The 24,643-nt window shown below is 60.6% G+C and carries 17 protein-coding genes and 1 pseudogene; 9 read left to right on the top strand and 9 right to left on the bottom strand.

Going from position 1 to position 24,643, the window contains the following annotated elements; genetic code table 11:
* Positions 1-11: 11 nt before the first annotated feature.
* The 3 genes from AB4N92_RS11720 to AB4N92_RS11730 form a co-directional block, all read right to left on the bottom strand.
* A complete protein-coding gene (locus AB4N92_RS11720) occupies positions 12-2,045 on the bottom strand; it encodes an ABC transporter permease subunit (RefSeq protein ID WP_175439659.1) in 2,034 nt (677 codons plus the stop codon).
* A 384-nt stretch (positions 2,046-2,429) separates the two neighbouring features.
* On the bottom strand, positions 2,430-3,416 hold the full coding sequence (locus AB4N92_RS11725; protein ID WP_010207586.1) for a phosphate ABC transporter substrate-binding protein PstS: 987 nt from the start codon (positions 3,414-3,416) through the stop codon (positions 2,430-2,432).
* Positions 3,417-3,595: 179 nt separating this feature from the next.
* On the bottom strand, positions 3,596-4,885 hold the full coding sequence (locus AB4N92_RS11730; protein ID WP_010207587.1) for an MFS transporter: 1,290 nt from the start codon (positions 4,883-4,885) through the stop codon (positions 3,596-3,598).
* A 454-nt stretch (positions 4,886-5,339) separates the two neighbouring features.
* On the opposite strand from AB4N92_RS11730, the gene AB4N92_RS11735 reads away from it, so the two are divergent.
* Together AB4N92_RS11735 and AB4N92_RS11740 are read left to right on the top strand one after the other, a co-directional pair.
* A complete protein-coding gene (locus AB4N92_RS11735) occupies positions 5,340-5,744 on the top strand; it encodes an acyl-CoA thioesterase (RefSeq protein WP_003176975.1) in 405 nt (134 codons plus the stop codon).
* 58 nt (positions 5,745-5,802) lie between these two features.
* Entirely contained in the window at positions 5,803-6,702 is a 900-nt protein-coding gene (locus tag AB4N92_RS11740) for a D-hexose-6-phosphate mutarotase (RefSeq protein ID WP_047542438.1), read from the top strand.
* 66 nt (positions 6,703-6,768) lie between these two features.
* Here the strand turns inward: AB4N92_RS11740 and AB4N92_RS11745 are convergent, their stop codons facing one another.
* The 5 genes from AB4N92_RS11745 to AB4N92_RS11765 form a co-directional block, all read right to left on the bottom strand.
* Positions 6,769-7,305: a DUF3299 domain-containing protein gene (locus tag AB4N92_RS11745; RefSeq protein ID WP_010207590.1), complete on the bottom strand. Its 537-nt coding sequence runs from the start codon at positions 7,303-7,305 to the stop codon at positions 6,769-6,771.
* Between the two features lie 77 nt (positions 7,306-7,382).
* Complete coding sequence (locus tag AB4N92_RS11750) at positions 7,383-7,628, bottom strand: GlsB/YeaQ/YmgE family stress response membrane protein (RefSeq protein WP_005792540.1); 246 nt, start codon at positions 7,626-7,628, stop codon at positions 7,383-7,385.
* 104 nt (positions 7,629-7,732) lie between these two features.
* Positions 7,733-8,818 carry a 5-(carboxyamino)imidazole ribonucleotide synthase gene (locus tag AB4N92_RS11755; RefSeq protein WP_010207591.1) on the bottom strand — a complete coding sequence of 362 codons (1,086 nt, stop codon included), beginning with the start codon at positions 8,816-8,818 and terminating at the stop codon, positions 7,733-7,735.
* 11 nt (positions 8,819-8,829) lie between these two features.
* Entirely contained in the window at positions 8,830-9,321 is a 492-nt protein-coding gene (gene purE, locus AB4N92_RS11760; RefSeq protein WP_003195648.1) for a 5-(carboxyamino)imidazole ribonucleotide mutase, read from the bottom strand.
* A gap of 333 nt (positions 9,322-9,654) precedes the next feature.
* Entirely contained in the window at positions 9,655-10,563 is a 909-nt protein-coding gene (locus AB4N92_RS11765; protein WP_010207593.1) for a LysR substrate-binding domain-containing protein, read from the bottom strand.
* A gap of 182 nt (positions 10,564-10,745) precedes the next feature.
* Between AB4N92_RS11765 and aspA the strand changes: the two genes are divergently transcribed.
* From aspA to AB4N92_RS11800, 7 genes are all read left to right on the top strand, one after another.
* Positions 10,746-12,170, top strand: a complete 1,425-nt coding sequence (gene aspA / locus AB4N92_RS11770) for an aspartate ammonia-lyase (RefSeq protein ID WP_010207594.1) — start codon at positions 10,746-10,748, stop codon at positions 12,168-12,170.
* A 392-nt stretch (positions 12,171-12,562) separates the two neighbouring features.
* Complete coding sequence (locus tag AB4N92_RS11775; protein WP_010207595.1) at positions 12,563-14,008, top strand: alanine/glycine:cation symporter family protein; 1,446 nt, start codon at positions 12,563-12,565, stop codon at positions 14,006-14,008.
* 77 nt (positions 14,009-14,085) lie between these two features.
* Entirely contained in the window at positions 14,086-15,063 is a 978-nt protein-coding gene (locus AB4N92_RS11780) for an asparaginase (RefSeq protein ID WP_198729614.1), read from the top strand.
* Positions 15,064-15,113: 50 nt separating this feature from the next.
* Positions 15,114-16,106, top strand: coding sequence for an AraC family transcriptional regulator (locus tag AB4N92_RS11785; RefSeq protein WP_010207597.1), 993 nt, complete (start codon positions 15,114-15,116; stop codon positions 16,104-16,106).
* A gap of 151 nt (positions 16,107-16,257) precedes the next feature.
* Positions 16,258-17,292: a histone deacetylase family protein gene (locus tag AB4N92_RS11790; protein WP_106119393.1), complete on the top strand. Its 1,035-nt coding sequence runs from the start codon at positions 16,258-16,260 to the stop codon at positions 17,290-17,292.
* Entirely contained in the window at positions 17,289-18,380 is a 1,092-nt protein-coding gene (locus AB4N92_RS11795) for a polyamine ABC transporter substrate-binding protein (protein WP_044288073.1), read from the top strand. The genes AB4N92_RS11790 and AB4N92_RS11795 overlap by 4 nt, the downstream gene beginning before the upstream one ends.
* Positions 18,381-18,472: 92 nt before the next feature.
* Positions 18,473-23,044, top strand: coding sequence for a dermonecrotic toxin domain-containing protein (locus AB4N92_RS11800; protein WP_198729613.1), 4,572 nt, complete (start codon positions 18,473-18,475; stop codon positions 23,042-23,044).
* Here the strand turns inward: AB4N92_RS11800 and pdxR are convergent.
* Positions 23,041-24,578: pseudogene (pdxR, locus tag AB4N92_RS11805) on the bottom strand (MocR-like pyridoxine biosynthesis transcription factor PdxR). The gene AB4N92_RS11800 and the pseudogene pdxR sit on opposite strands and share 4 nt — an antisense overlap.
* Positions 24,579-24,643 lie beyond the last annotated feature (65 nt).

Raw genomic sequence — 24,643 nt, forward strand, 5'->3', positions numbered from 1 at the left:
TTCTACCTTTCTTAAAGCGACGAGTATTTCTTGCGCAGACGCTGACGGATCAGCTCGGCGAGGGTGTTCATGATGAAGGTGAACAGCAGCAGCACCAGCGCCGAGAGGAACAGCACGCGGTAGTGACTGCCGCCCACTTCCGACTCGGGCATTTCCACCGCGACGTTGGCCGCCAAGGTGCGCAGGCCTTCGAACAGGTTCATCTCCATCACCGGGGTGTTACCGGTGGCCATCAACACGATCATGGTCTCGCCGACAGCACGCCCCATGCCGATCATCAGCGCCGAGAAGATGCCCGGGCTGGCGGTCAGGATCACCACGCGCGTCATGGTCTGCCACGGCGTGGCGCCCAGGGCCAGCGAGCCCAGGGTCAGCCCGCGAGGCACACTGAATACGGCGTCTTCGGCGATGGAATAGATGTTCGGGATCACCGCGAAACCCATGGCCAGGCCGACGACCAGGGCGTTGCGCTGGTCGTAGGTAATGCCCAGGTCATGGGAGATCCACATGCGCATGTCGCCGCCAAAGAACCAGGTTTCCAGGTACGGGCTCATGTACAGCGAGAGCCAGCCCATGAACAGGATCACCGGGATCAGGATCGCGCTTTCCCAACCATCGGGCACCCGCAGGCGGATCGACTCAGGCAGGCGGCTGAACACGAAACCGGCGACCAGGATGCCAATCGGCAACAGCATCAACAGACTGAAGATGCCCGGTAGATGCCCTTCCACATACGGCGCCAGGAACAGGCCGGCGAAGAAGCCGAGGATCACCGTCGGCATTGCTTCCATCAGTTCGATCACCGGCTTGACCTTGCGGCGCAAGCTCGGGGCCATGAAGTAGGCGGTGTAGATCGCCGCGGCAACGGCCAGTGGCGCCGCCAGCAGCATGGCGTAGAACGCGGCCTTCAGGGTGCCGAAAGTCAGCGGGGCCAGGCTCATCTTGGGTTCGAAGTCGGTGTTGGCGGCGGTCGATTGCCAGACGTATTTAGGCTCGTCGTAGTTCTCGTACCAGACCTTGCTCCACAACGCGCTCCACGACACTTCCGGGTGCGGGTTATCGAGCATCAACGGTTGCAGCTTGCCGCCGGCTTCGACGATCACCCGGTTGGCCCGTGGCGACATGCCGTACACGCCTTGGCCATCGACTACAGGGTCGACCAACAGGGTGCGGTGCGCGGTGCTGTGAAACACGCCGAACTGGCCGGAAGCGTCGAGGGCGGTGAAGCCTTTGCGACGCTCTTCGGCGGAAATTTCTACGATAGGCGTGGTGCCCATCTGGAAGGTGCGGATCTGTTTGAAGCGCTGCTCGCCATCCGGATCGCGGGCCATGAACCATTGGGCCAGGCCGCCCTTGGAGTTACCGATGATCAGCGAGATACCGCCCACCAGCTGCGTGCTGGCGGTCACCTCGGCATTGCCGTCTTCGAGCAATTTGTAACGACCATTGAGGCTCTTGTCGCGCAAGCTGAACACGTCGGCCAGGGCGCGACCGTTGATCACGTACAACCATTGCTGGCGTGGGTCGATGAAGATCGCCTTCACTGGCTCGGTCATCTGCGGCAGTTCGATGCGCTTTTGCTCGCTGGTGACTTCGCCGGTCATCATGTTTTCTTCGCGGCTCAGGGACAGCACGTTCAAATGCGAACCGGCGGAACCTGCAACCACCAAGGTGGAATCAGTGGCATTAAGGGCGACGTGCTCCAGCGGGCGACCGGCGTCATCCAGCACGATCGGCGTTTCACCGTAGGGGTATTCGATCGCAGGCGTGATGGTTTTCTTGCCGTCCGGGTAGGACACCTTATACGTGTGGCGGAACACCATGGACTGGCCATTGGACAGACCCAGGATCACCAACGGGCTACCGGGCTGGTCTTCACCGATAGAGGCAACGCTGGTGCCAGCGGGCAGTGGCAGGTCGACGCGCTTGAGTTCAGCGCCGGTTTCCACATTAAAGAACAACGCCTGGCCCTTGTCGGAAACCCGCATGGCGACTTGGTTCTGTTCTTCGAGGGAGATCATCAGCGGCTTGCCCGCGTCCTGGATCCAGGCCGGGGTCAATGCATCTTCCTTGGTCAAGGAGGCGCCTTGGAACAGCGGCGCGACGACATAGGCCAGGAAGAAGAAAATCAGGGTAATGGCGCCGAGGACGGCGAGGCCGCCGACCAGCACATACCAACGGGTCAGGCGATCCTTGAGCGCGCGAATGCGGCGCTTGCGTTGCAGCTCAGGCGTATTGAAGTCAATGCGCTTGGGGGGAGAAGTCGTCGTCATGGTGGAATTGGCCAGATCATTCATGCGCACACCCTAGCGATCCTGTATGACAGAAAGATGACAGTGCAGTGACGCAACAAAGCCGCCGCGAAGCAAGGCTGGCAGCGGACTAGAAAATTCGGATGCGGGGCCGGTACTCCGGCCCCGCAGAGGCAATCAGTTGCCTTCTTTCAGACCCAGTTCAGCCAGGGCCTTGGCGGCGACTTTGGCTGGCAGTGGGATGTAGCCGTCTTTCACCACAACTTCCTGGCCCTGTTTGGACAGAACCAGCTTCACGAACTCAGCTTCCAGCGGGGCCAGAGGCTTGTTCGGGGCTTTGTTGACGTAAACGTAGAGGAAGCGCGACAGCGGGTATTTTCCGTTCAGGGCGTTTTCTTCACTGTCTTCGATGAAATCCGTGCTGCCTTTCTTGGCCAGGGCCACGGTTTTCACGCTGGCGGTCTTGTAGCCAATGCCCGAGTAACCGATGCCGTTCAGCGAGGAGCTGATCGACTGCACGACCGAAGCCGAGCCAGGTTGTTCGTTCACGTTTGGCTTGTAGTCGCCTTTGCACAGGGCTTCTTCTTTGAAGTAGCCGTAGGTGCCGGAAACCGAGTTACGACCGAACAGTTGTACTGGCTTGTTGGCCAGGTCGCCGGTCACACCCAGGTCACCCCAGGTTTTCACGTCGGCTTTGCCACCGCACAGACGCGTCGAGGAGAAGATCGCGTCGACTTGTTCCATGGTCAGGTGCTGGATCGGGTTGTCCTTGTGCACGAACACAGCCAGGGCATCCACGGCAACCGGGATAGCGGTTGGCTTGTAGCCGTACTTCTGCTCAAAGGCCGCCAGTTCGGTGTCCTTCATCTTGCGGCTCATCGGGCCCAGGTTGGAGGTGCCTTCAGTCAGCGCAGGTGGCGCGGTAGCGGAGCCGGCAGCTTGAATCTGGATGTTGACGTTCGGGTATTCCTTTTTGTAACCCTCGGCCCACAGGGTCATCAGGTTAGCCAGGGTATCGGAACCAACGCTGGACAAGTTGCCCGACACACCAGTGGTCTTAACATAAGCCGGAATTGCCGGATCAACACCAGCGGCCACCGCGTTGGCGGTCGCAACGCCAGCAGCGACAAAAGTCATTGCCGCCATCAAACGTTTCAGTTTCATGCCTTGCTCCTAGCAGATAGGGATAGTTGGATCGGGGCCAAGTATCGGGAGGCCGTGTGAACACTCTATGTCTGGAATGTGACAGTTAGATGAAAGGCCACTATTGGCAAGGAGAAGGGGCATAGCGAGGCGTTGCCATCGCTCCCACGCAGGGCGCGGGAGCGGTCATTGTCAAAGCGTCAGCGCGAACGCTTCCACAGATACCCACCCACCACCATCCCCATCAAGCACAGGGCGGCAACGTAATAGGCCGGGCCCATCGGGCTTTCCTTCATCAGCAGCGACACTGCCAGCGGCGTCAGCCCGCCGAACACGGCATAGGCCACGTTGTAGGAAAACGACAAGCCGCTGAAACGCACCACGGGCGGGAAGGCTTTGACCATCACGTACGGCACCACGCCGATGGTGCCTACGAACAGGCCGGTCAGGGCGTACAGCGGGAACAACCAATCCGGGTGGGCCATGAGGCTGTGATACAGCGTCCAGGACGTTGCCAACAACAGCGCACAACCGGTAACCAGCACGCGGCCGGCACCGAAGCGGTCAGCCAATGCGCCCGAGGCTATGCAGCCCAGGCTCAGGGTGACGATGGCCAGGCTATTGGCCTGCAGCGCCACGGTCGGGCTGAAGTGGTAGACGGTCTGCAGCACGGTCGGGGTCATCAGGATGACCACCACCACGCCAGCTGACAGCAGCCAGGTCAGCAGCATCGACAACACGATAGCGCCGCGGTGATCCCGCAGTACCGCGCGCAATGGCAGCTCGGCGGCCAGGGTCTTGCGCTGCTGCATCTCGGCGAAGATCGGCGTTTCATGCAGCCAGCGACGCAGGTACACCGACAACAGGCCGAACACGCCGCCGAGCAGGAACGGGATCCGCCAGGCGAAATCCGAGACCTGCTCCGGGCTATAGAGCGTGTTGATCGCAGTGGCCACCAGCGAACCCAGCAAAATACCGGCAGTGAGGCCGCTGGTCAGGGTGCCACAGGCGTAGCCGATGTGGCGCGGCGGTACGTGTTCGGAGACGAACACCCAGGCGCCAGGCACTTCACCACCAATCGCGGCGCCCTGGATGATGCGCATCAGCAGCAACAGCACCGGTGCCCACAGACCGATCTGCGCGTAGGTTGGCAGCAGGCCCATGATCAGGGTCGGTACGGCCATCATGAAGATGCTCAGGGTGAACATCTTCTTGCGACCCAACAGGTCACCGAAGTGCGCCATGATGATGCCGCCCAGGGGGCGTGCCAGGTAGCCGGCGGCGAAGATGCCGAAGGTCTGCATCATGCGCAGCCATTCAGGCATGTCCACGGGGAAGAAGAGTTTTCCGACCACGGTGGCGAAAAACACGAAAATGATGAAATCATAAAACTCCAGCGCCCCGCCCAAGGCAGACAGCGACAGGGTTTTGTAGTCGTTGCGGGTCAGCGGGCGCGACGGTTGCGCACTGCTTGCGGGCACGGAGGACATAGCAAGGCTTCTCTTATAGTAATCAGGATGGCAAGCGGGACTTGCGGCAGGTTTGGCAAGATAGCAAATCGCTAGAAAAAGCACAGCGTTGAGCGAATAACCATTTATAGGGGCGCAATATTCCCCTTTCCTGCTGTTTATTTGCGCCGATAAGCACAGTTGCCGGAAAAAGCCGCGATACAGCCGCTAAATGCCGACCAAATGAACGCCCAGAGGTCGTCGTGGCGCCAGGGTCTCGATATACTCGGCCCTTGCAAGCGCAAGAACCGCAGTCTTGAGGGGCTGCGGTGCCAAAACGTCGTTGGGCGCCATCCAGCCGATTTGGCAGAGTTTCCCTTTAGTACGCCTTACGAGAAACGCATCACGCGGTGTATGTTGGTGCTGAAACGTTTTTTTCGAAGACGGCTATCCACTTGAAATACCCATGAAGCGTTACGGGTCAGAGGCCCTCGGCATGATCGAACTCGAACAAGAAGATCCTATCCCGCAAGGCGACCTCGCCCTGCAAATCACCGCGCTCCCGCGTGAAACCAACGGTTTTGGCGACATCTTCGGCGGCTGGCTGGTCGCGCAGATGGACTTGGCCGGCACCGCCATGGCCAGCAAGGTTGCAGGCGGGCGTGTCGCCACTGTGGCCATTGATCGCATGGCGTTCCTGGTGCCGGTCGCGGTGGGCGCACAGCTCTCCTTTTATACCCAGGCCCTGGAAATCGGCCGCAGCTCGATCCAGATGATGGTCGAAGTGTGGAGCGACGACCCGCTGTCCAGCGAATGGCGCAAGGTTACCGAGGCGGTATTTGTATTCGTCGCCATCGACGGCAGCGGCCGCACGCGCTCGGTTCCATCGCGCGCACGTTAAACCTCGCCGGGTTTTGACGGTCAATTGCCCCATTGCCTGCCATGAAGAGTGCTTTGTTATGCCGACGCCCCACGTTGAAACCGTGAAAATCGACGAGCTGGATTGCTGGCGTATCCGCCACAACGGTGCCGAACTGATAGTGGCCCAACAGGGCGCGCATCTCTTCAGTTATGGGCGCGACGGCGAACAGCCACTGATCTGGCCGAATCCTGAAGCGGTGTTCAAAAAGGGCAAGGGCATTCGCACCGGCGTACCGGTGTGCTGGCCGTGGTTTGGCGTATTTGACCGCAACCCGCAGAGCGTGAAAGCGATGCGTCAGAGCGAGCAGCCCGCTGGCGCACACGGTTTCGTGCGCACAGCGTTGTGGGAATTGGCCGCGACCGAGCTTGAAGGTGAAGCGCTACGCGTGGATCTGGTACTGCCGGTGCCGGCAGGCGGCTTTCCTGGTTGGCCCCATCAGGTCGGCCTGACACTGAGCCTGCTGCTGGATGACCAACTGCATATCCGCCTGACCAGCCACAACCGTGGTACCGACACCGTGACCCTCAGCCAGGCGCTGCACACCTACTTCGCCGTAAGCGATGTGCGCAATGCGCAGGTCGAAGGGCTGGACGGGCGCGCCTATATCGATACCGCCGACGGCTGGACCGAAAAGACACAATCCGGCCTGCTGCACTTCACCGCCGAGACCGATCGCATCTACCTCGATACGCCGTCACAGTTGACTATCGTCGACAAAGACTGGCAACGCCGTATCCAGCTCACCAGCGAAGGCTCAAAGTCGACCGTGATCTGGAACCCGTGGACCGAACGCGCCAAGGCATTTGACGACATGGCCGATGATGGCTGGACAGGCATGCTGTGCATCGAGACGGCGAATGTGCTGGATGACGTGGTGAGCCTGGCACCGGGTGAAAGCCATACGCTGGGCGTGAGCATCGCCGCTATAGCCCTGTAAGCCCAATCGAAATGTGGGAGCGGCGGTGAGACTTGCTCGCTCCCACATTGGGTCATGTGCCGCGCCTTATAAATCCGACTCCTTCACCACCCGTACTTTCCCCGCATCCAGCGCATACGCCGCATCGGCCAGGTCATTGTTGACCTTCTCCACCTTCAGCGTGCCCGTGACCCACAGCGGCGTGTAGATATCATCCAGCTTCAGCCCCTTGGGATAGCGCACCAGCACCAGCTGATTGGGCGGCGGAGGCGGCACGTGGATACAGGCGCCCGGATACGGTACCAGGAAGAACAAAGTACTTCGGCCCTTGGCGTCGGTTTCCAACGGCACCGGGTAGCCGCCGATGCGGATGTTCTTGCCGTTCATGGCGGCCACGGTCTTGGTGGAATACATCACCGCCGGCAAGCCTTTGCTTTGCTTGAGGCCACCTTTGTCGGTGAAGGTGCCCTGGGCTTCGGGGGAGTTGTGATCGATCTCGGGCATGGCTTCGAGGGCTTTCTGGTCGGAAAGCGGCATCAGGTCGAGCCAGTCGGTTTCCGGCAGTTCACCGGCGTGCGCCAGGCCAGGGCCCAGCAAAAGGAGAGTCAACAGAAGACGGCGCATGGAGAAGCTCGGCAAGTACAAGTGCCGAGCATTCTAGCCCCCTGCGCCTGCGCAGCGCAGAGGACTTTGTCGGCTGATTACTTCTTTTTGATCAGGCCGTAGATCACCAGCAACACAATGGCACCCACCAGCGCGCCGATGAAACCTGCACCTTGACCGGCCTGGTAGATACCCAGTGCCTGACCACCGTAGGTCGCGGCCAGAGAGCCAGCGATACCCAACAGGATGGTCATGATCCACCCCATGCTGTCGTCGCCTGGTTTCAGGAAACGCGCCAGCAGGCCGACGATCAAGCCGATAAAAATGGTTCCGATGATACCCATGGCATTTCCCTCTGATTGAAGTGAGCTATGCCAAAGCCTAGTCAGGCTTTGGCATCCTGCAATCAGAGAGACGACGGTCACCAATGGTTCCCGTCGGGCTCACCTTATTGCTCGGCGATCAGCGCTTCAACCTTGAGGATCTGCGCTTCCAGCGTTGCGCGGTCCTTGCAACGCAGGTTGGCGTGGCCGACCTTGCGCCCGGCCTTGAAGGCCTTGCCGTAGTGGTGCAGGTGGCAGTCGTCGATGGCGATGACTTTTTCCACCGCAGGCACGGTGCCGATGAAGTTGAGCATGGCGCTCTCGCCGACTTTGGCCGTGGAGCCCAATGGCAAGCCCGCAACCGCCCGCAGGTGGTTTTCGAACTGGCTGCACTCGGCGCCTTCGGTGGTCCAGTGCCCGGAGTTGTGCACGCGTGGGGCGATTTCGTTGGCCTTGAGGCCACCGTCGACTTCAAAGAACTCGAACGCCATCACGCCTACATAATCCAGTTGCTTGAGCACACGGCTGGAATAATCTTCCGCCAAAGCCTGCAACGGGTGGTCGGTGCTGGCCACTGACAGCTTGAGGATGCCGCTGTCGTGGGTGTTGTGCACCAGCGGGTAGAAACGGGTTTCGCCATCACGGGCACGCACGGCGATCAGCGAGACTTCGCCGGTGAACGGTACGAAGCCTTCCAGCAGGCAGGCGACGCTGCCCAGTTCGGCGAAGGTACCGACCACATCAGCTTCAGTGCGCAGGACTTTCTGGCCCTTGCCGTCATAACCCAGGGTGCGGGTTTTCAGCACGGCCGGCAGGCCGATGCTGGCGACTGCAGCGTCCAGGTCTGCCTGGGACTGGATATCGGCGAAGGCCGGGGTCGGAATGCCCAGGTCCTTGAACATGCTCTTCTCGAACCAGCGGTCACGGGCAATGCGCAAGGCTTCGGCGCTGGGGTACACCGGGACGAACTGCGACAGGAACGCAACGGTTTCGGCCGGGACGCTTTCGAACTCGAAGGTCACCAAGTCGACTTCGTCGGCCAGTTGGCGCAAGTGGTCCGGGTCGCTGTAGTCAGCGCGCAGGTGTTCACCCAAGGCGGCCGCGCAGGCGTCCGGCGCCGGGTCCAGGAAAGCGAAGTTCATCCCCAGCGGGGTTCCCGCCAGAGCCAGCATGCGACCCAGTTGGCCGCCACCGATTACACCGATTTTCATCGTCAACAACCTCAGGCGATGCGTGGGTCTGGATTGTCCAGCACGCTGTCTGTCTGCTCAGCACGGAATTTCTTCAGCACCGCGTGGAACTGCGGGTGCTTGGCGCCCAGGATGCTGGCGGACAGCAACGCGGCGTTGATCGCACCGGCCTTGCCGATCGCCAGGGTCGCCACCGGGATACCGGCCGGCATCTGCACGATGGACAACAGCGAATCCACACCCGAGAGCATCGACGACTGCACCGGCACACCGAGCACCGGCAGGTGGGTCTTGGCCGCACACATGCCTGGCAGGTGCGCCGCACCGCCGGCACCGGCGATGATCACCTCGATGCCACGGGATTCTGCTTCATCGGCATACTGGAACAGCAAATCCGGGGTGCGGTGGGCAGAGACCACCTTCACTTCATACGGAATGCCGAGTTTTTCCAGCATATCGGCGGTGTGGCTAAGGGTGGACCAATCGGACTTGGAGCCCATGATCACGCCAACCAATGCACTCATCGTCGTGCCTCTTCTCTCTGGGCGCCCGCAGGCGCGTCAAAAAACAACAAGCCACGCGGGAAATCCGGCGTGGCTTGTTGTACGAATTAAGGCCGGTTGGACCGGCCGAAGGCCGCGCAGTATACCGTAATAATCAAGATAAACAGCCCCTGGAATGACCATCTGTCCAGTGGCGCAAACCGGCGGTTTTATTGACTCAAGAGTCAGCCAGGGACGCTGTAAAACCCTGTGGGAGTAGGCTTGCTGGCGAATGCGCTGGGGCAGTCAAAATAGCGGTGTCTGATACACCGTCTTCGCGAGCGAGCCCGCTCCCACAGTTGATCTGCATCGCGCTCAGGCGCTTTGGGCCGCGCCACCTTCCAACTTGCGCCACAACAACCGCACGTTCGCCTTGCGCACCAACGCACAGCGATACAGGCGGATCTCCAGCGGCACATGCCATTGCGGGCCGCCGCACACCACCAGTTCGCCACGGGCCAACTCCGCGCGTACGCTAAGTTGCGGTACCCAGGCGATGCCCAGGCCTTCCAGGGCCATGCTCTTGAGGCTGTCCGCCATGGCGGTTTCGTACACGGTGGTAAAACGCAGCGCACGCTGGCGCAGCAGCAAATGCACCGAACGCCCGAGGAACGCGCCGGCGCTGTAGGCCAGCAGCGGCACACTGCCCTCGCCTTCCAGATCGAACAACGGCTTGCCGTCGGCATCAGCGGCGCACACCGGGAGCATTTCGGTGTTGCCCAGGTGCAGCGACGGGAAGATCTCGGCGTCCATCTGCATAGCGGCGTCCGGATCGTAGAACGCCAGCATCAGGTCACAGCCGCCTTCGCGCAGCGCGTGTACCGCGTCACCGACGTTGGTGGCGACCAGGCGCGTGGCGATGTTCAAGCCTTCGTTACGCAATTGTGCGATCCAGCGCGGGAAGAACCCCAGGGCCAGGGAGTGGGCGGCTGCCACTTGCATGACTTCGCCCTGCCCGCCTTCCAGGTGATGCAAATGGCGCAGAACCTCGCCGAGCTGTTCAACCACCGTGCGCGCAGTCACCAGGAACAACTGCCCCGCTGCCGTCAATTCCACCGGTGTGCGCGAGCGGTTGACCAGGGTCAGGCCCAACGCTGCCTCCAGGCTACGGATACGTCGGCTGAACGCCGGCTGGGTCACAAAGCGTCGCTCTGCCGCCTGGGAAAAGCTGCGGGTGGCCGCCAAGGCGCTGAAGTCTTCCAGCCATTTGCTCTCAAGGTTCATCACTTCCTCCCACGGGTATGCACCATTTTGGCACACACGCCCGTCATGATAACCGGGTCACACCTGCATTATGCCGTTTGTGCATAGGCCAGTGTTTAACAGCATTGGCCCAAAAAGTTCTACAAGCCTAGCATTCGCAGCGTTCCGGCCAGTTCCGGGTCCATATCGAGATGATTTCCGTCATGTCCTCCGCTGCATCTTTCCGTACCGAAAAAGACCTGCTTGGCGTACTCGAAGTACCTGCTCAAGCGTATTACGGCATCCAGACCCTGCGAGCGGTGAACAACTTCCGCCTCTCGGGCGTTCCGATTTCGCATTACCCGAAATTGGTGGTCGGTCTGGCAATGGTCAAGCAAGCGGCGGCTGACGCCAACCGCGAACTGGGCCAGCTCAGCGAAGCCAAGCACGCTGCCATCAGCGAAGCCTGTGCCCGCCTGATCCGCGGCGATTTCCACGAAGAGTTCGTGGTGGACATGATTCAAGGCGGCGCTGGCACTTCAACTAACATGAATGCCAACGAAGTCATCGCCAACATCGCGTTGGAGGCCATGGGCCACAACAAGGGCGAATACCAGTACCTGCACCCCAACAACGACGTGAACATGGCGCAGTCGACCAACGACGCCTACCCGACCGCGATCCGCCTGGGTCTGCTGCTGGGCCATGACGCGCTGCTCGCCAGCCTCGACAGCCTGATCCAGGCCTTCGCCGCCAAGGGCGAAGAGTTCAGCCACGTGCTGAAAATGGGTCGCACCCAGTTGCAAGACGCCGTGCCGATGACCCTCGGTCAGGAATTCCGCGCCTTCGCCACCACCTTGGGCGAAGACCTGGCGCGCCTGAAGACCCTCGCGCCCGAGCTGCTGACCGAAGTCAACCTGGGCGGCACCGCCATCGGTACCGGCATCAACGCCGACCCGCGTTACCAGGCCCTGGCTGTACAACGCCTGGCCGTTATCAGCGGCCAACCGGTTGTTCCAGCCGCCGACCTGATCGAAGCCACCTCCGACATGGGCGCCTTTGTACTGTTCTCCGGCATGCTCAAGCGCACGGCGGTGAAGCTGTCGAAGATCTGCAACGACCTGCGTCTGCTGTCCAGCGGCCCACGCACCGGCATCAACGAGATCAACCTGCCAGCGCGTCAGCCAGGCAGCTCGATCATGCCCGGCAAGGTCAACCCGGTGATTCCGGAAGCCGTGAACCAGGTAGCGTTCCAGGTCATCGGTAACGACCTGGCCCTGACCATGGCAGCCGAAGGTGGCCAACTGCAACTGAACGTGATGGAGCCGCTGATCGCTTTCAAGATCTTCGACTCGATCCGCCTGCTGCAACGCGCCATGGACATGCTGCGCGAACACTGCATCGTCGGCATCACCGCCAACGAAGCGCGCTGCCGCGAACTGGTGGAGCACTCCATCGGCCTGGTCACCGCGCTGAACCCGTACATCGGCTATGAAAACGCCACCCGCATCGCGCGTATCGCCCTCGAAAGCGGCCGCGGCGTGCTGGAACTGGTGCGCGAAGAAGGCTTGCTCGACGACGCCATGCTCGACGACATCCTGCGCCCCGAAAACATGATTGCTCCACGCTTGGTTCCCCTGAAGGCCTAAGCGTTTGTTGCACCGCTCACCAGGTTGAGGGACTAGACACCTCTCACCTTTTGAGGGCCTGAAGGCTCGTTCTTCAGGCCCTTTTTTTTGCCTCAAGGTTGTGAAATGACGCCCATAAAAAATCCAATATCGCCCTGCAAACCCTCCTTGCCCGACTCGAGCGTGCTGAAACCTTTAATCGGCCTGTGCAGACGGATCACGCTCGCCTAGGTATAGTGCCGCCCCTCTTCGCGTCAGAGATCGTCGTTATCGAGGTCCTGGACAGCGCGAAACCGCATGAATAACAACACCCGCAAAAGGATTGGGGTCCAAGCGTCGTGCACTGCCTGGTGCCGAGCGATGCATTGAACCGTCCTGCGTTTGCCATTAGAAAAATCAGCGAGGAACACTCCATGCTCGAAGTCATCAACGACTTCCTCTCAGGGAAAGTACTGATCGTGCTCATTGTCGGGCTCGGCGGTTATTTCACGATTCGCTCGCGTTTCGTTCAGTTGCGCCACTTTTTCCACATGTTCTCGGTGTTTAAAGACAGCCTCAAAAGCAGCGCCGGCCAGCTCAGCTCCTTCCAGGCGCTGATGCTCAGCCTGGCCGGCCGCGTGGGTGCCGGTAACATCGCGGGTGTCGGCATTGCCGTGACCCTGGGTGGTCCCGGTGCCGTGTTCTGGATGTGGGTCACCGCGTTGGTCGGCATGTCGTCGAGCTTCATCGAGTGCTCCCTCGGCCAGTTGTACAAGCGCACCGACGCCGAAGGCACCTACCGTGGCGGTCCGGCCTACTACATCCAGCACGGCCTGCAGAAGCGCTGGCTGGGTATGGTCATGGCATTCCTGCTGCTGGTGACCTTCGGTTTTGCGTTCAACGGCCTGCAAGCCCATGCCGTAACTCACTCGCTGAACAACGCCTTTGGCCTGGACACCACCTACACCGGCCTGGCCCTGGCCGTATTGCTCGGCCTGGTGTTCATCGGTGGGATCAAGCGCATCGCCTCGATTGCCGACCTGCTGGTACCGGTCAAGACCCTGGTCTACATCGCGGTAACCCTGTACGTGATCGTGCTGCAATTCGACCACGTACCCGCCATGCTCGCGACCATCGTCAAGAGCGCTTTCGGCCTCGACCAAGCCTTCGGCGGCCTGGTGGGCAGCGCGATCATCATGGGTGTGAAGCGCGGCGTGTTCGCCAACGAAGCCGGTTTGGGCAGTGCGCCTAACGTGGCAGCCGTGGCGTCGGTAGAGCATCCGATCGCCCAAGGCGTGGTGCAAGCGTTCAGCGTGTTCCTCGACACCTTCGTGATCTGCACCTGTACTGCGTTGCTGATCCTGCTTTCCGGCTTCTACACCCCGGGCTTCGAAGGCGACGGCATTGCCCTGACCCAGAACTCCCTGGCGGCCGTGGTCGGCGACTGGGGTCGCATGTTTATCTCGGTGGCCCTGGCGTTGTTCGTGTTCACCTCGATCATGTACAACTACTACCTCGGCGAGAGCAACCTGCGCTTCCTGGTCGGCAACAACCGCAAGGTGTTGATGGGCTACCGCGCGCTGGTGCTGGTGCTGATTTTCTGGGGTTCCATCGAGAACCTGAGCACCGTGTTTGCCTTCGCCGACATCACCATGACGATGCTGGCGTTCGTCAACCTGTTCGCCCTGGCGTTCCTGTTCAAGATCGCCATGCGCATCCTGAACGACTACGACAACCAGCGCGCGGCGGGTATCAAGACGCCGGTGTTCGACTCCAGTCAGTTTCCTGATCTGGACCTGGACCGTAAGGCGTGGCCGGCGAACCCGGTAAAACCTGAAGCAGCAACGTCGGCTGAGCTGAACGCTCAAGTGCAACGCTAAGCGTAGATAGATGACACGCCGCACGACCTTGGGCATGCTCAAGGCCGTGCGGCGTTTTTCGTTCAGGAGAATTATCGATGTCCTCATCCAGTAACGTCATGGTGCTCTACACCGGCGGCACCATCGGCATGCAGGCCAGCACCCATGGCCTGGCTCCCGCATCCGGCTTCGAAGCACGCATGCGCGAACAGCTGGCACACCTGCCAGCGCCTGCCTGGCGCTTCCAGGAAATGGCCCCGTTGATCGACAGCGCCAACATGACCCCCGCTTACTGGCAGCGCCTGCGCACCGCCGTGGTTGAGGCCGTGGACGACGGCTGCGATGCCGTGCTGATCCTGCACGGCACCGACACCCTGGCCTACAGCGCGGCGGCCATGAGCTTTCAACTGCTCGGCCTGCCTGCACCGGTGGTGTTTACCGGCTCGATGCTGCCAGCCGGCGTGCCCGACAGCGATGCCTGGGAAAACGTCAGCGGCGCCCTGGCGGCGCTGGGCAAAGGCATCGCGCCGGGTGTGCACCTGTACTTCCACGGCGCGCTGATGGCACCGACCCGTTGCGCGAAAATTCGCAGCTTCGGTCGCAATCCATTCGCGGCGCTGAATCGCCAGGGCGGTGCTGCGCGTGCAGAGTCCATTCCCAAGGCCTTGGACTATCGCCAGCCCAAAGCCTTGGCCAGCGTCGGCGTGCTGCCTCTGGTGCCGGGCATCGGTGCGGCGCAGTTGGACGCGGTGATTGGCAGCGGCATTCAAGCGCTGATCCTGGAATGTTTCGGCAGCGGCACCGGGCCCAGCGATAACCCCGAGTTCCTCGCCAGCCTTCAGCGTGCGCAGGCGCAAGGTGTGGTCGTGGTCGCGATCACCCAATGCCATGAAGGCGGCGTGGAACTGGACGTCTACGAAGCCGGCAGTCGTTTGCGTGGCGTGGGCGTGTTGTCCGGTGGCGGCATGACCCGTGAAGCCGCGTTCGGCAAGCTCAACGCGCTGATCGGCGCCGGGCTCGATATCCAGGAGGTCCGCCGTCTGGTAGAGCTGGACCTGTGCGGCGAGCTGCGCTGAGCGGCATATAATTTGCTCCACTTCCAGCCATCCCCTGGCTGGAAGCCCCTATGTTGCACTCCCACCTCACGACCCTCAACGCCGTCTCGCTGGTCATTAACGCGTTCAAGGCCGAAGGCTTGCCGGCTGAAACGTTGCTCGCGGGCAGCGGTATCTGCGCCGCCGACTTGAGCCGCGCCGACGCCTGCATCACCACCAACCAGGAGATGCGTGTGTGTACCAACGCAGTCGCGCTGCGGCGGGATATTGGCCTCGAATTGGGCCGCAAGATGCATGTGTCGTCCTACGGCATGCTCGGTTATGCCCTGCTCACCTGTGCCACCTTCGGTGACGCGTTGCGCCTGGCGCTACGCTACCCGGCGCTGTTGGGAACACTTTTCGAGCTGAGCCTGGAAAACGACGGCGAACGTATCTGGCTGACCGCCGCCGATTACCGGGAAACGCCCGCGCTGGAAATGTTCAACGTCGAATTCTGCCTGGTTTCGCTGAAAATCATCTGCGACGACCTGCTGGGCCAGCCGCTGCCGTTACTCGGTGCACGTTTCGAATACAGCGCGCCGGACTATCACGCGCGCTACCACGAGTGCTTCGCGTGCTCACTGCATTTTGAAGCCAGCGCCAACGCCTTCGCGTTTGATAAGCGCTGGCTCGACCAGCCGCTGCCACTGGCCGACGCCGTCACCCATCAAGCCATGACCGATCGCTGTCGCAAGCAGAACTTGGAGTTTACCGGGCGCCAGGCCTGGCTGGGTCGGATCCGCCATTTGCTCGCCGCCCAGCTCCACGCCGCGCCCGGCATTGAAGGCTTGGCTGCGCAGATGAACTGTTCCGCGCGAACCTTACGTCGGCATTTGCATGACTTGGGCAGCAGCTACCAGGAACTGCTCGATGAGCTGCGCTTCGAGCGCGCCAAGCAGTTGCTGGGGCAGGACGAACTGCCGATCTACCGAATCGCGGAACAGCTCGGTTTCAGTGAAACCGCCAGCTTTCGCCACGCATTTGTACGCTGGAGCGGCGTGGCACCCAGTCAATTTCGCCCCTGACGCCTCGCAATGACGGGTCGATGCGCTAGCGGGGCGAATTGCGGTCACATAATTTGGCCGTATTTATCCCCTTTTGGCCGCTCTTGCTGTTTTCTTAAAACCGTCCCGCCGCAAGACTGCATCCACTGATACAGCCTGCGGAGAACAAAAAATGCTGACGATCTACTCAGACGATCATCACCTGCATCACGGTCGGTGCGAATTGATGGACGGGCAACTGATGCCCTGTTTCGAAATGCCCTCGCGCGCGGACCACGTGCTGCAACGGGTCAAGGACCGCGAACTGGGCCCGGTGCAAGCGCCGCAGGATTTTGGCGTGGCGCCGCTGCAACGCATCCACAGCCGCGACTACCTGGAATTTTTCAAAGGCGCCTGGGCGCGCTGGACTGAATTCGCCACGGATGGCGACCTGCTGCCCTACACCTGGCCCGCCCGTACCTTGCGCAGGGTATTGCCCACCAGCCTGCACGGCCAGCTGGGTTACTACAGCTTCGACGGCGGCGCGCCGATTACCGCCGGCACTTGGCAAGCGGCGTACAGCGCAGCGCAAGTCGCGCTCACCGCGCAACAGGCGATCCAGCAAGGCGCCCACAGTGCCTTCGCCCTGTGCCGACCACCGGGACATCACGCCGCCAGCGACTTGATGGGCGGTTATTGCTACCTCAACAACGCCGCCATTGCCGCCCAAGCCTTTCTTGATCAGGGCCACAAAAAGGTCGCGATCCTGGATGTGGACTACCACCACGGCAACGGCACCCAATCGATTTTTTACGCACGCCGCGACGTGCTGTTCACGTCGATCCACGGCCACCCCGAGGCGGAGTTTCCGTTTTTCCTGGGCTATGCCGACGAATTGGGTGAAGGCCCAGGCGAAGGCTTCAATTTCAACTACCCGCTGCCTGCAGGATCCGGCTGGGAGCGCTGGAGTGCAGCGCTTGAGGAAGCCTGTAAAGAGATCGAGCGCTATGGCGCCGACATCATCATCGTGTCCCTGGGTGTGGACACGTTCAAGGACGACCCCATCTCACAGTTCAAACTCGACAGCCCGGACTACCTGGCAATGGGCGCACGCATCGCCGATCTGGGCAAACCCACGCTGTTCGTGATGGAAGGCGGCTATGCCGTGGAAGAAATCGGCATCAATGCCGTCAACGTTCTTGAAGGATTTGAAGGGGCAGCCCAATGAACATGCTCAAGTCACTCGTCCTCTGCGCTGCCGTTATCAGCGGTATGGCCCACGCCGAAGAGAAAACCCTGCGGGTCTACAACTGGTTCGACTACATCACGCCCAAGGCACTGGAAGACTTCAAGGCGCAGAACCCCACGATCAAACTGGTGTATGACATCTTCGACACCAACGAAGCCCTGGAAGCCAAGCTGCTCACCGGCAACTCCGGGTATGACGTGGTGGTGCCATCCAATGTGTTCCTGGCCAAGCAGATCGAGGCCGGAGTTTTCCAACCTCTGGACCGCAGCCAGTTACAGAACTGGAAGCACCTCGACCCCAAGCTGATGAAGCTGATCGAAGCCAATGACCCAGGCAATAAATTTGCCGTGCCGTACATGTACGGCACCATTCTCATCGGTTTCAACCCCGACAAGGTCAAGGCCGCGCTGGGCGTCAATGCGCCGGTGGACAGTTGGGACCTGATCTTCAAAGAAGAAAACATCAGTAAGCTCAAGCAATGCGGTGTGGCCCTGCTCGATTCCCCGTCGGAGATCCTGCCCCTGGCCCTGCAACACCTGGGTCTGGACCCCAATAGCAGCAACCCCAAGGACTATGCAAAGGCCGAAGCGCTGCTGTTGAAGATTCGCCCCTACGTCACTTACTTTCACTCCTCCAAGTACATGGCCGATATCGCCAATGGCGACATCTGCGTGGCCGTCGGTTACTCCGGCAGCTTCTCCCAGGCCGCCAACCGCGCCAGGGACGCCAAAAATGGCGTGACCGTAGATATGCGCCTGCCCAAGGAAGGCGCGCCGATCTGGTTCGACATGCTTGCCATCCCAAAAGGCGCGAAAAACCCGCAGGACGCCTACACCTTCATCAACTACCTGTTGCAACCGCAGGTGATCGCGCCGATCAGCGATTTCGTCGGCTACCCCAACCCGAACAAAGACGCCACCGAACAGGTTGACCCCTCGATTCGCAACAACCCCAACCTGTACCCCACCGAGGCGGCGATGGCCACGCTGTATACCCTTAAACCTTTGGGCCGTGACGCGGAGCGCGCCAGGACCCGAGCCTGGAGCAAGATCAAGTCGGGTATCTGAATACCACCTCCTGACAGACCTGCGCTTTAGCGTGATTGAGGTCTTGAGCTGCATTCGGCAGCCCTCATCACCTTGCCTGTCAGGAGCCCCTCTTGCCCACATTCCCCTCCAGCGCCAAAGATTTACTGACCCAACTGACCACCGGCCCTTCATTACGCGAAGTAGCCGCGGCCACCCTGCGTTCGAGCTTACGCGAGTTGTATCCCGACCTCGACATTGACCCCGACCTGGCGCTTCTGATCACACCCGGCTGGCAAATCACTGCAGAGGTGATCCTGCCCGGTACGCCGCACGCCCAATCGCTTACCGGGGCGCTGTCCCGGTGCGTGATGTCCAACACCACAGTGACCTGGATCGACGGCGAGCATTACCTGATCTATCAAACCACCCTCGGGCCGAACGTGCATCTGCCGGTCAAGGTGGACACTGTCGGCAGCCTGATCAATGAGCTGGCACCGCTGCTGCCCGTCGCGTACCAAGAGCAGCAACTTCTGTTCTGGAACCAGAGCCCGCAAGAGAACGGCCCGCGCTGGCAGAGCTTTGCCAATGCCTTGCGCAGAATCTGGAATATCGAAAGCGTCGAGGGCTGGGATGAAGATGAGTGCAACGTCGCCAGGAACGTTTTTCTCTATCCCGACTACGCCGACCGCCAGCTCCACGACAAGTACAACACCAAGGCCTACCTGATTGATATCGACGTGCAGCAAGCCACGCAGGTCAGCCACTCCAACCTGGCAGCGTTGGCGGTGCTGATCGGGCGCCTCGGGGAGCGTGAAATTATCCTCAGCTATTCGATTGGCACTGGCTACGCCGCCTTCAACAGCCAGAAGGAGTTTGGCGAATCCTTGAGCACTCACGGTGCCATTGCACGGTCTTCCTCGATGCACTGGCGCCTGTTCGAGCCGGCCGGCAATTTTTTCGAGCAACAGGCCTGCACGTTTATAGCCTTGCAAATTCAAGCGATCGGCGCGGTCACCTTCGAAAACGGCGAAGTGGTAGCCACCGTGGCCCAAGCCGCCCCCAGCAACACGGTTGACTTGCTGTCACTGATAGCCCCATCCAGGCTCGACGCGGTTCATCATGCACTGCCCACCTGGTTGCTCGACGCGTCTCCCACCGATCAATCAGCCTATGGGCGATACTCGATGGATGTGGCGGCCCAGCACTTTCAGGACGCGGGTAAAGCCTTTGATGATGGCATCAAGTCCATCGATGAATTCGCCCTGGATGCCATTCATACGCTCATGCTCACTGAGCACCCAGAGGTTGCCCGCGCAACACTCAACAATGTACGGATCACCATTACCAGCGTGCAGGCCTGGGGCACCTTGATTGTGCCGGGCAATACCCAGATCCAAACCCTGACGCTGGCGCAGCTGGCCCTGGAAAACCTGATAGCCCTGCCTTTGGGCAACAAAACCGTCAGCTATAAAAACGGCAGCGATGTGCCTGCCTGGATGACGGCTGCCTACCTGGAAGCGTTGATTACCCAGGCGAATGTCGGTGAGCGCTATCCGGCCCTGGTCAAGCGCACACTCCTTGACGACCCTGTCGAATCCCTGCGTCGGCAACAGCTCTACATCGCTCACCTACGCCTGCAATTACCGTTGCTGGCGCTGCAGTGCAAAATTCAGCGCGTCTTCGGGGTGAGTGAACAAGGCTATCGCTACGTTTGTGCCGCCTTGAGTCCTGACAGCGCGGCCCGTGAAGTCGACGGCGCGGCCATCGTCATTCGCCCGCTGTCCCTGCGCCCCAAGTTGCGCCTGACCGCCTCAGTCGACGTGGTCAGCAACATGTTCATCATTGGTCCTCAAGACCCGAAGAAGGGGCCTTGCCTGCTCTATCGTCCGCTGTCCGATGTACAGTTGATGGAGTTCCCATCGCCCTCCAACCTGCTGTACGCGATCAAGCAAGACACCCCATTGCGCCAATCGGTGCTGGCTTGGCTGCCTGACAATGTGCGCACGGCTTACGCACAGTTTGTCTTTCCCGGCAGCCTGCCCTCGCCCTGGGTGCTCACCAGCCTGGTGAACGACCCGCTGAACGCATTAGTGATGACCGGGCCCATCGACTTGGGGCAGGAGGTACTGCGCGGTGATTACTTCGCAACACTGTTCAAGGCCAACGCCGCTGCAATGGTTACGCTGGCCGATCGCCAATCGCTGTCCAACGCCGAGGCGCGCTGGCAAAGCCTCAAGAACGCCGGGTGGCTGATCTTTAACACCGTGCTGCCGTTCATGGGTCGCTCAGTGGGCGCCGCGACCTGGATCTGGCAACTGATGGATGACTTGCAACAGATGGTCGACGCCAAAGAAATCGACGACCGTACAACCGGCATTTCGGCCCTGGTGGATATCTTCCTGACGCTGGGCATGGTGCTGGCAACGCACGTAGCCACACGGCATGGGCCTGGGCCGGCCATCGAGAAGCCTGGCGTACTGCCAAAGTTGCCACCCCCTGCGGCCAAGCCAGAACTCATACAAAAACCTACGGTGGACGGCGTAGGGCCCCCCATCGGCCACGAGCACACCTTGCATATCAGTGGAGCCATAACCCGCAACTCGCCAAGCCTGGGGACTTTCCTGGACAGTTTCACGTTACCCAAGCCCGATAAATTAGGCGAACAACATACGGTCGCCGGGCCCTACCTGAATCTCTATGCCAAAGACCAACACTGGTACGCCCCGGTGGGTGAGCGATGGTTTGAAGTGATCGTCGATGAAAACGACGCAGTATTGATCGTCGATCCGCAACAACCGGGCCGGCACGGTCCGCTGCTAATCGGTAACCAACTGGGCCAATGGTTTGTCGATACACGCTTGCGTCTTCGTGGCGCAGGCCTGCGCAGTCGGCGCAAAAAAGGTGAAGCCCTCAGGCCACCGAAAATCGCTGACTTACGTCAAAAACTGGAGCTATTTGAAAACACGCGAGCCGAGCGCACTGCCAGTCTTGAAAAACTGCGCAGCGCCATCGACAGTGCTGCGGATGACGCAAAGGAGTTGGCCAGGGCCACCTTTCTCGAACAGATCGATACGCGCCTCAAAGAGATAGACGTGCCGATTTCACAGCTTAAATCCTTGAAGATCATCGACACGGTTCCCAACTACCAGGACGGCATGGCGAGTTACCTGAAACACCAGCTATTGCTGGCGCGTTCAGCCATCTATGAACAAGGAATTCCATTTCGCAAACAGTTGCAAGCCTCACAGGGCCACTTCGATATCGAGAATATTCAAGAAGATACCTGGCCTACGGTTCACTATCGCGACTTGTATACCGCGACACAGGCCATGATCGATCGATTGGAATATGTACGAGAACGCCGCGAGCAGGCCCTGGACCTGGGTGCGTTGGGAGCAGAGCTGGTCCAAAGCGATGATAACTTCGCGTCAGGCCATGACGTTGATGACCTCAAGGCGTTCAAGGTCAGCTTGAGCCACTTCTTGTGCGTAACAGAAGGCGAGTCGCCATCGCGCGTCGATGCCAGGGAGGCCTTACGCCGCATCGTCGACGCGGCGGAGCTGACGGTGCAAAGCTTCAGGGAGGCCGTGCAACCCGTCAATGTGGCCCCCCTGGAGCAATTGATCGAAACACTGGATAGCCTGACGGACCAGTTCTCCAGGGTTGATCAGAACCTCGTGGACCTGCCGGCGGAGTTTCCCACCGACCTCAACAGGCCCGACCTCGAAAACCTGCGCACGCAAGTGGATGAGTTTGCCCAACGCGCAAAGAAACAACTGACGGCCCTGCTTCGCGAGCGCAAAACACTTGAACCCACCCCAGGCCCGTCCAACGCCGCCTCCAGAGTGAAGCGTAAGTACATCAAGACGCGCTCCAAGGGGATAGTGGTCGGCGAACAGCGAGAAACTCCCGCTGAAGACGGCAAAGCGCTGGTCGATGTGAAGGAGCCGATGACGGGCAAGGTTATTGCCACCTTCCACGAGAAAGAGCCCGGGGTCTGGGTGGAACAGGAACAGGTGCTCAAGCCCGGTCCCCGCACCCGGGTCCGCGATCTGCAAATTGCCATCAATTCGGGCCTGGATCTGATCGATGGCGTCGACGCATTTATCACCCGTAAGGAAGCCTGGGCTAAAAAAACCGCACAGCTGCCAGTGGAAATCGAAGAAAGCTTTCATCGGCACGCCAAAAAATTGGAACAGGCCAGCCTGGACATCGAAGACGCATTGACCGCCAGCAACCTGACAGGAATCGACTCGCCGTCGGCCGCGCTGACCAGCCGCAACCTGGATGAGGCAGGCAAAAAACTGTACCGAGAAGGCAAACGCGTCAAGATCGACGTGCTCAAGCGCCGCCCACCGGAGGCCGCACATATCGAAATACTGTTGCATGAGGGCGCCGTGACGGTCGATCCACCGGTTGGCGAGCGCATTAAACTCAGGGGGCGCGACAAGGGCTATCTACGGGAATACACGGTGGTGGACGCCACAACCAAACTCCCGCTGTGGTATGCACACTTTCACTACCCCACCCCAACCGGTCCGAACGAGGCCTACACCGCGGCCCACCTGAAAACCCACAAGCAGCGAAAGATGGGTGGCCAACGCGAATCGTTGAGCGACATCGCCGTGTACCGTAGAGAAATCGGTCCACAGTTGGCGCGCTCGCTGTTCCTCAAGGCTAAACCACCTCAGCCTGTCGCCTAACCTGTCCAGGCCTTGCGCAACCGGCCCAGCGCCTGCCTGATCGCCGCCTCGGGCACCGCGGCAAACCCCAGCACCAGCCCGGCGCGTTGATCGGGGGGTGTGCTGGAGTCGGGCAACCAGTAGTTGCTCAGGGCACTGATCTCCACCTCAACCGAGCGCGCTTGCGCCAGCAGTTGCTGTTCGCGAGCGAGGCTGTCCACCCGTACTGTAAGGTGCAGGCCCGCAGCGGCATTGGGCAGACTGCCGACGCCCGCCAGCTCGCCCGACCAGGCGTTCAGCAGCGCGTTACGCCGACTGAGTGCAGCACGGCGCATGCGTCGGATATGCCGTTGAAAATGCCCCGTGGCCATGAACTCCGCCATCACCGCCTGGGTGCTGACCTCCGAATGCCGTACATCCACCGCGCGGCGCTGGGCGAACGCCTCCACCAGCGTCGGCGGCAACACCAGGTAACCCAGGCGCAATGCGGGGAATGCGACTTTGCCGAAGGTGCCCACATAAAGCACGCGCCCGCTGCGATCCAAGGCCGCCAGCGGGGCCAACGGGGCGCCGCTGTAGCGATATTCGCCGTCGTAGTCGTCCTCGATGATCCACCCCCGCTACGCTCGGCCCAGGCCAACAACTCCAGACGCCGGGCCAGGCTCATGACTACGCCCAACGGGTACTGATGAGACGGGGTGACATAGGCCAGGCGGCAATCGCTCAAGGTGTTCAACACGTTGCAATCAATGCCCTCTGCATCCACCGCCACGCCGCGCAGCTGTGCGCCAGCCAACGCGAAGGCATGGCCGGCCGCACGGTAGCCAGGGTTTTCAATCGCCACACCATCGCCAGGCGCCACCAGCAACTGTGCACAAAGGCTAATTGCCTGTTGCGCTCCACTGGTGATCACAATTTGCTCAGCCGAGCACTGCATGCCCCGCGAGCTGCGTAGATACGCGGCGATCAGCCCGCGCAATCGCGGGTCGCCTGCGGGGTTGCCGTAACACAGTTGTTCGAAGTCCGGTTTGCGCCAGAAAGCCGCATTCAGCTTGGCCCAAACGTCAAAGGGGAACAGATCAAACGCCGGCACACCCACGCGAAAAGCGCGCGGCGGCCCCGTGGGCGGCAGGGGCAAATGGTTGTTTTCCAAGCGCCCCAGCGCTGCGCTGTGGATAACTTTTACCGGCGCAGCTTGAGGGTTTTGAGAGGGATTTGTGGATAAACCTGGGGATAAGCCTGTTGATAACCCTGTGGACAGGTTTGTGGACAGCTTTTTTGCAGTGGGCAGTTTCGCCACATAAGTTCCGTCGCCCACGCGGCTCTCCGTGAAACCCTCGGCATACAGCTGATCGTAGGCACGCACCACGCTGTTGCGGGAGATCGACAGCGCGGCCGCCAAGTCACGGGTCGCAGGCAAGCGCGTGCCACTGACCAGCCGCCCGTCCAGTACTCGTTGGCGCAAGGCGTCATACAGTTGGCGAGTCAGGCCCTGACGGCGATCCAACTCAATACCGGCGGGGTTGAATGACAGGGGTGGCGAGACAGGCGACATATTGGACCTATGAAATTGGTTCCAGATGGCTCTTACAACGAGCCATTAGCCTGCCTACGATGCAA

It is taken from the genome of Pseudomonas sp. S3_A09 (assembly GCF_054668065.1).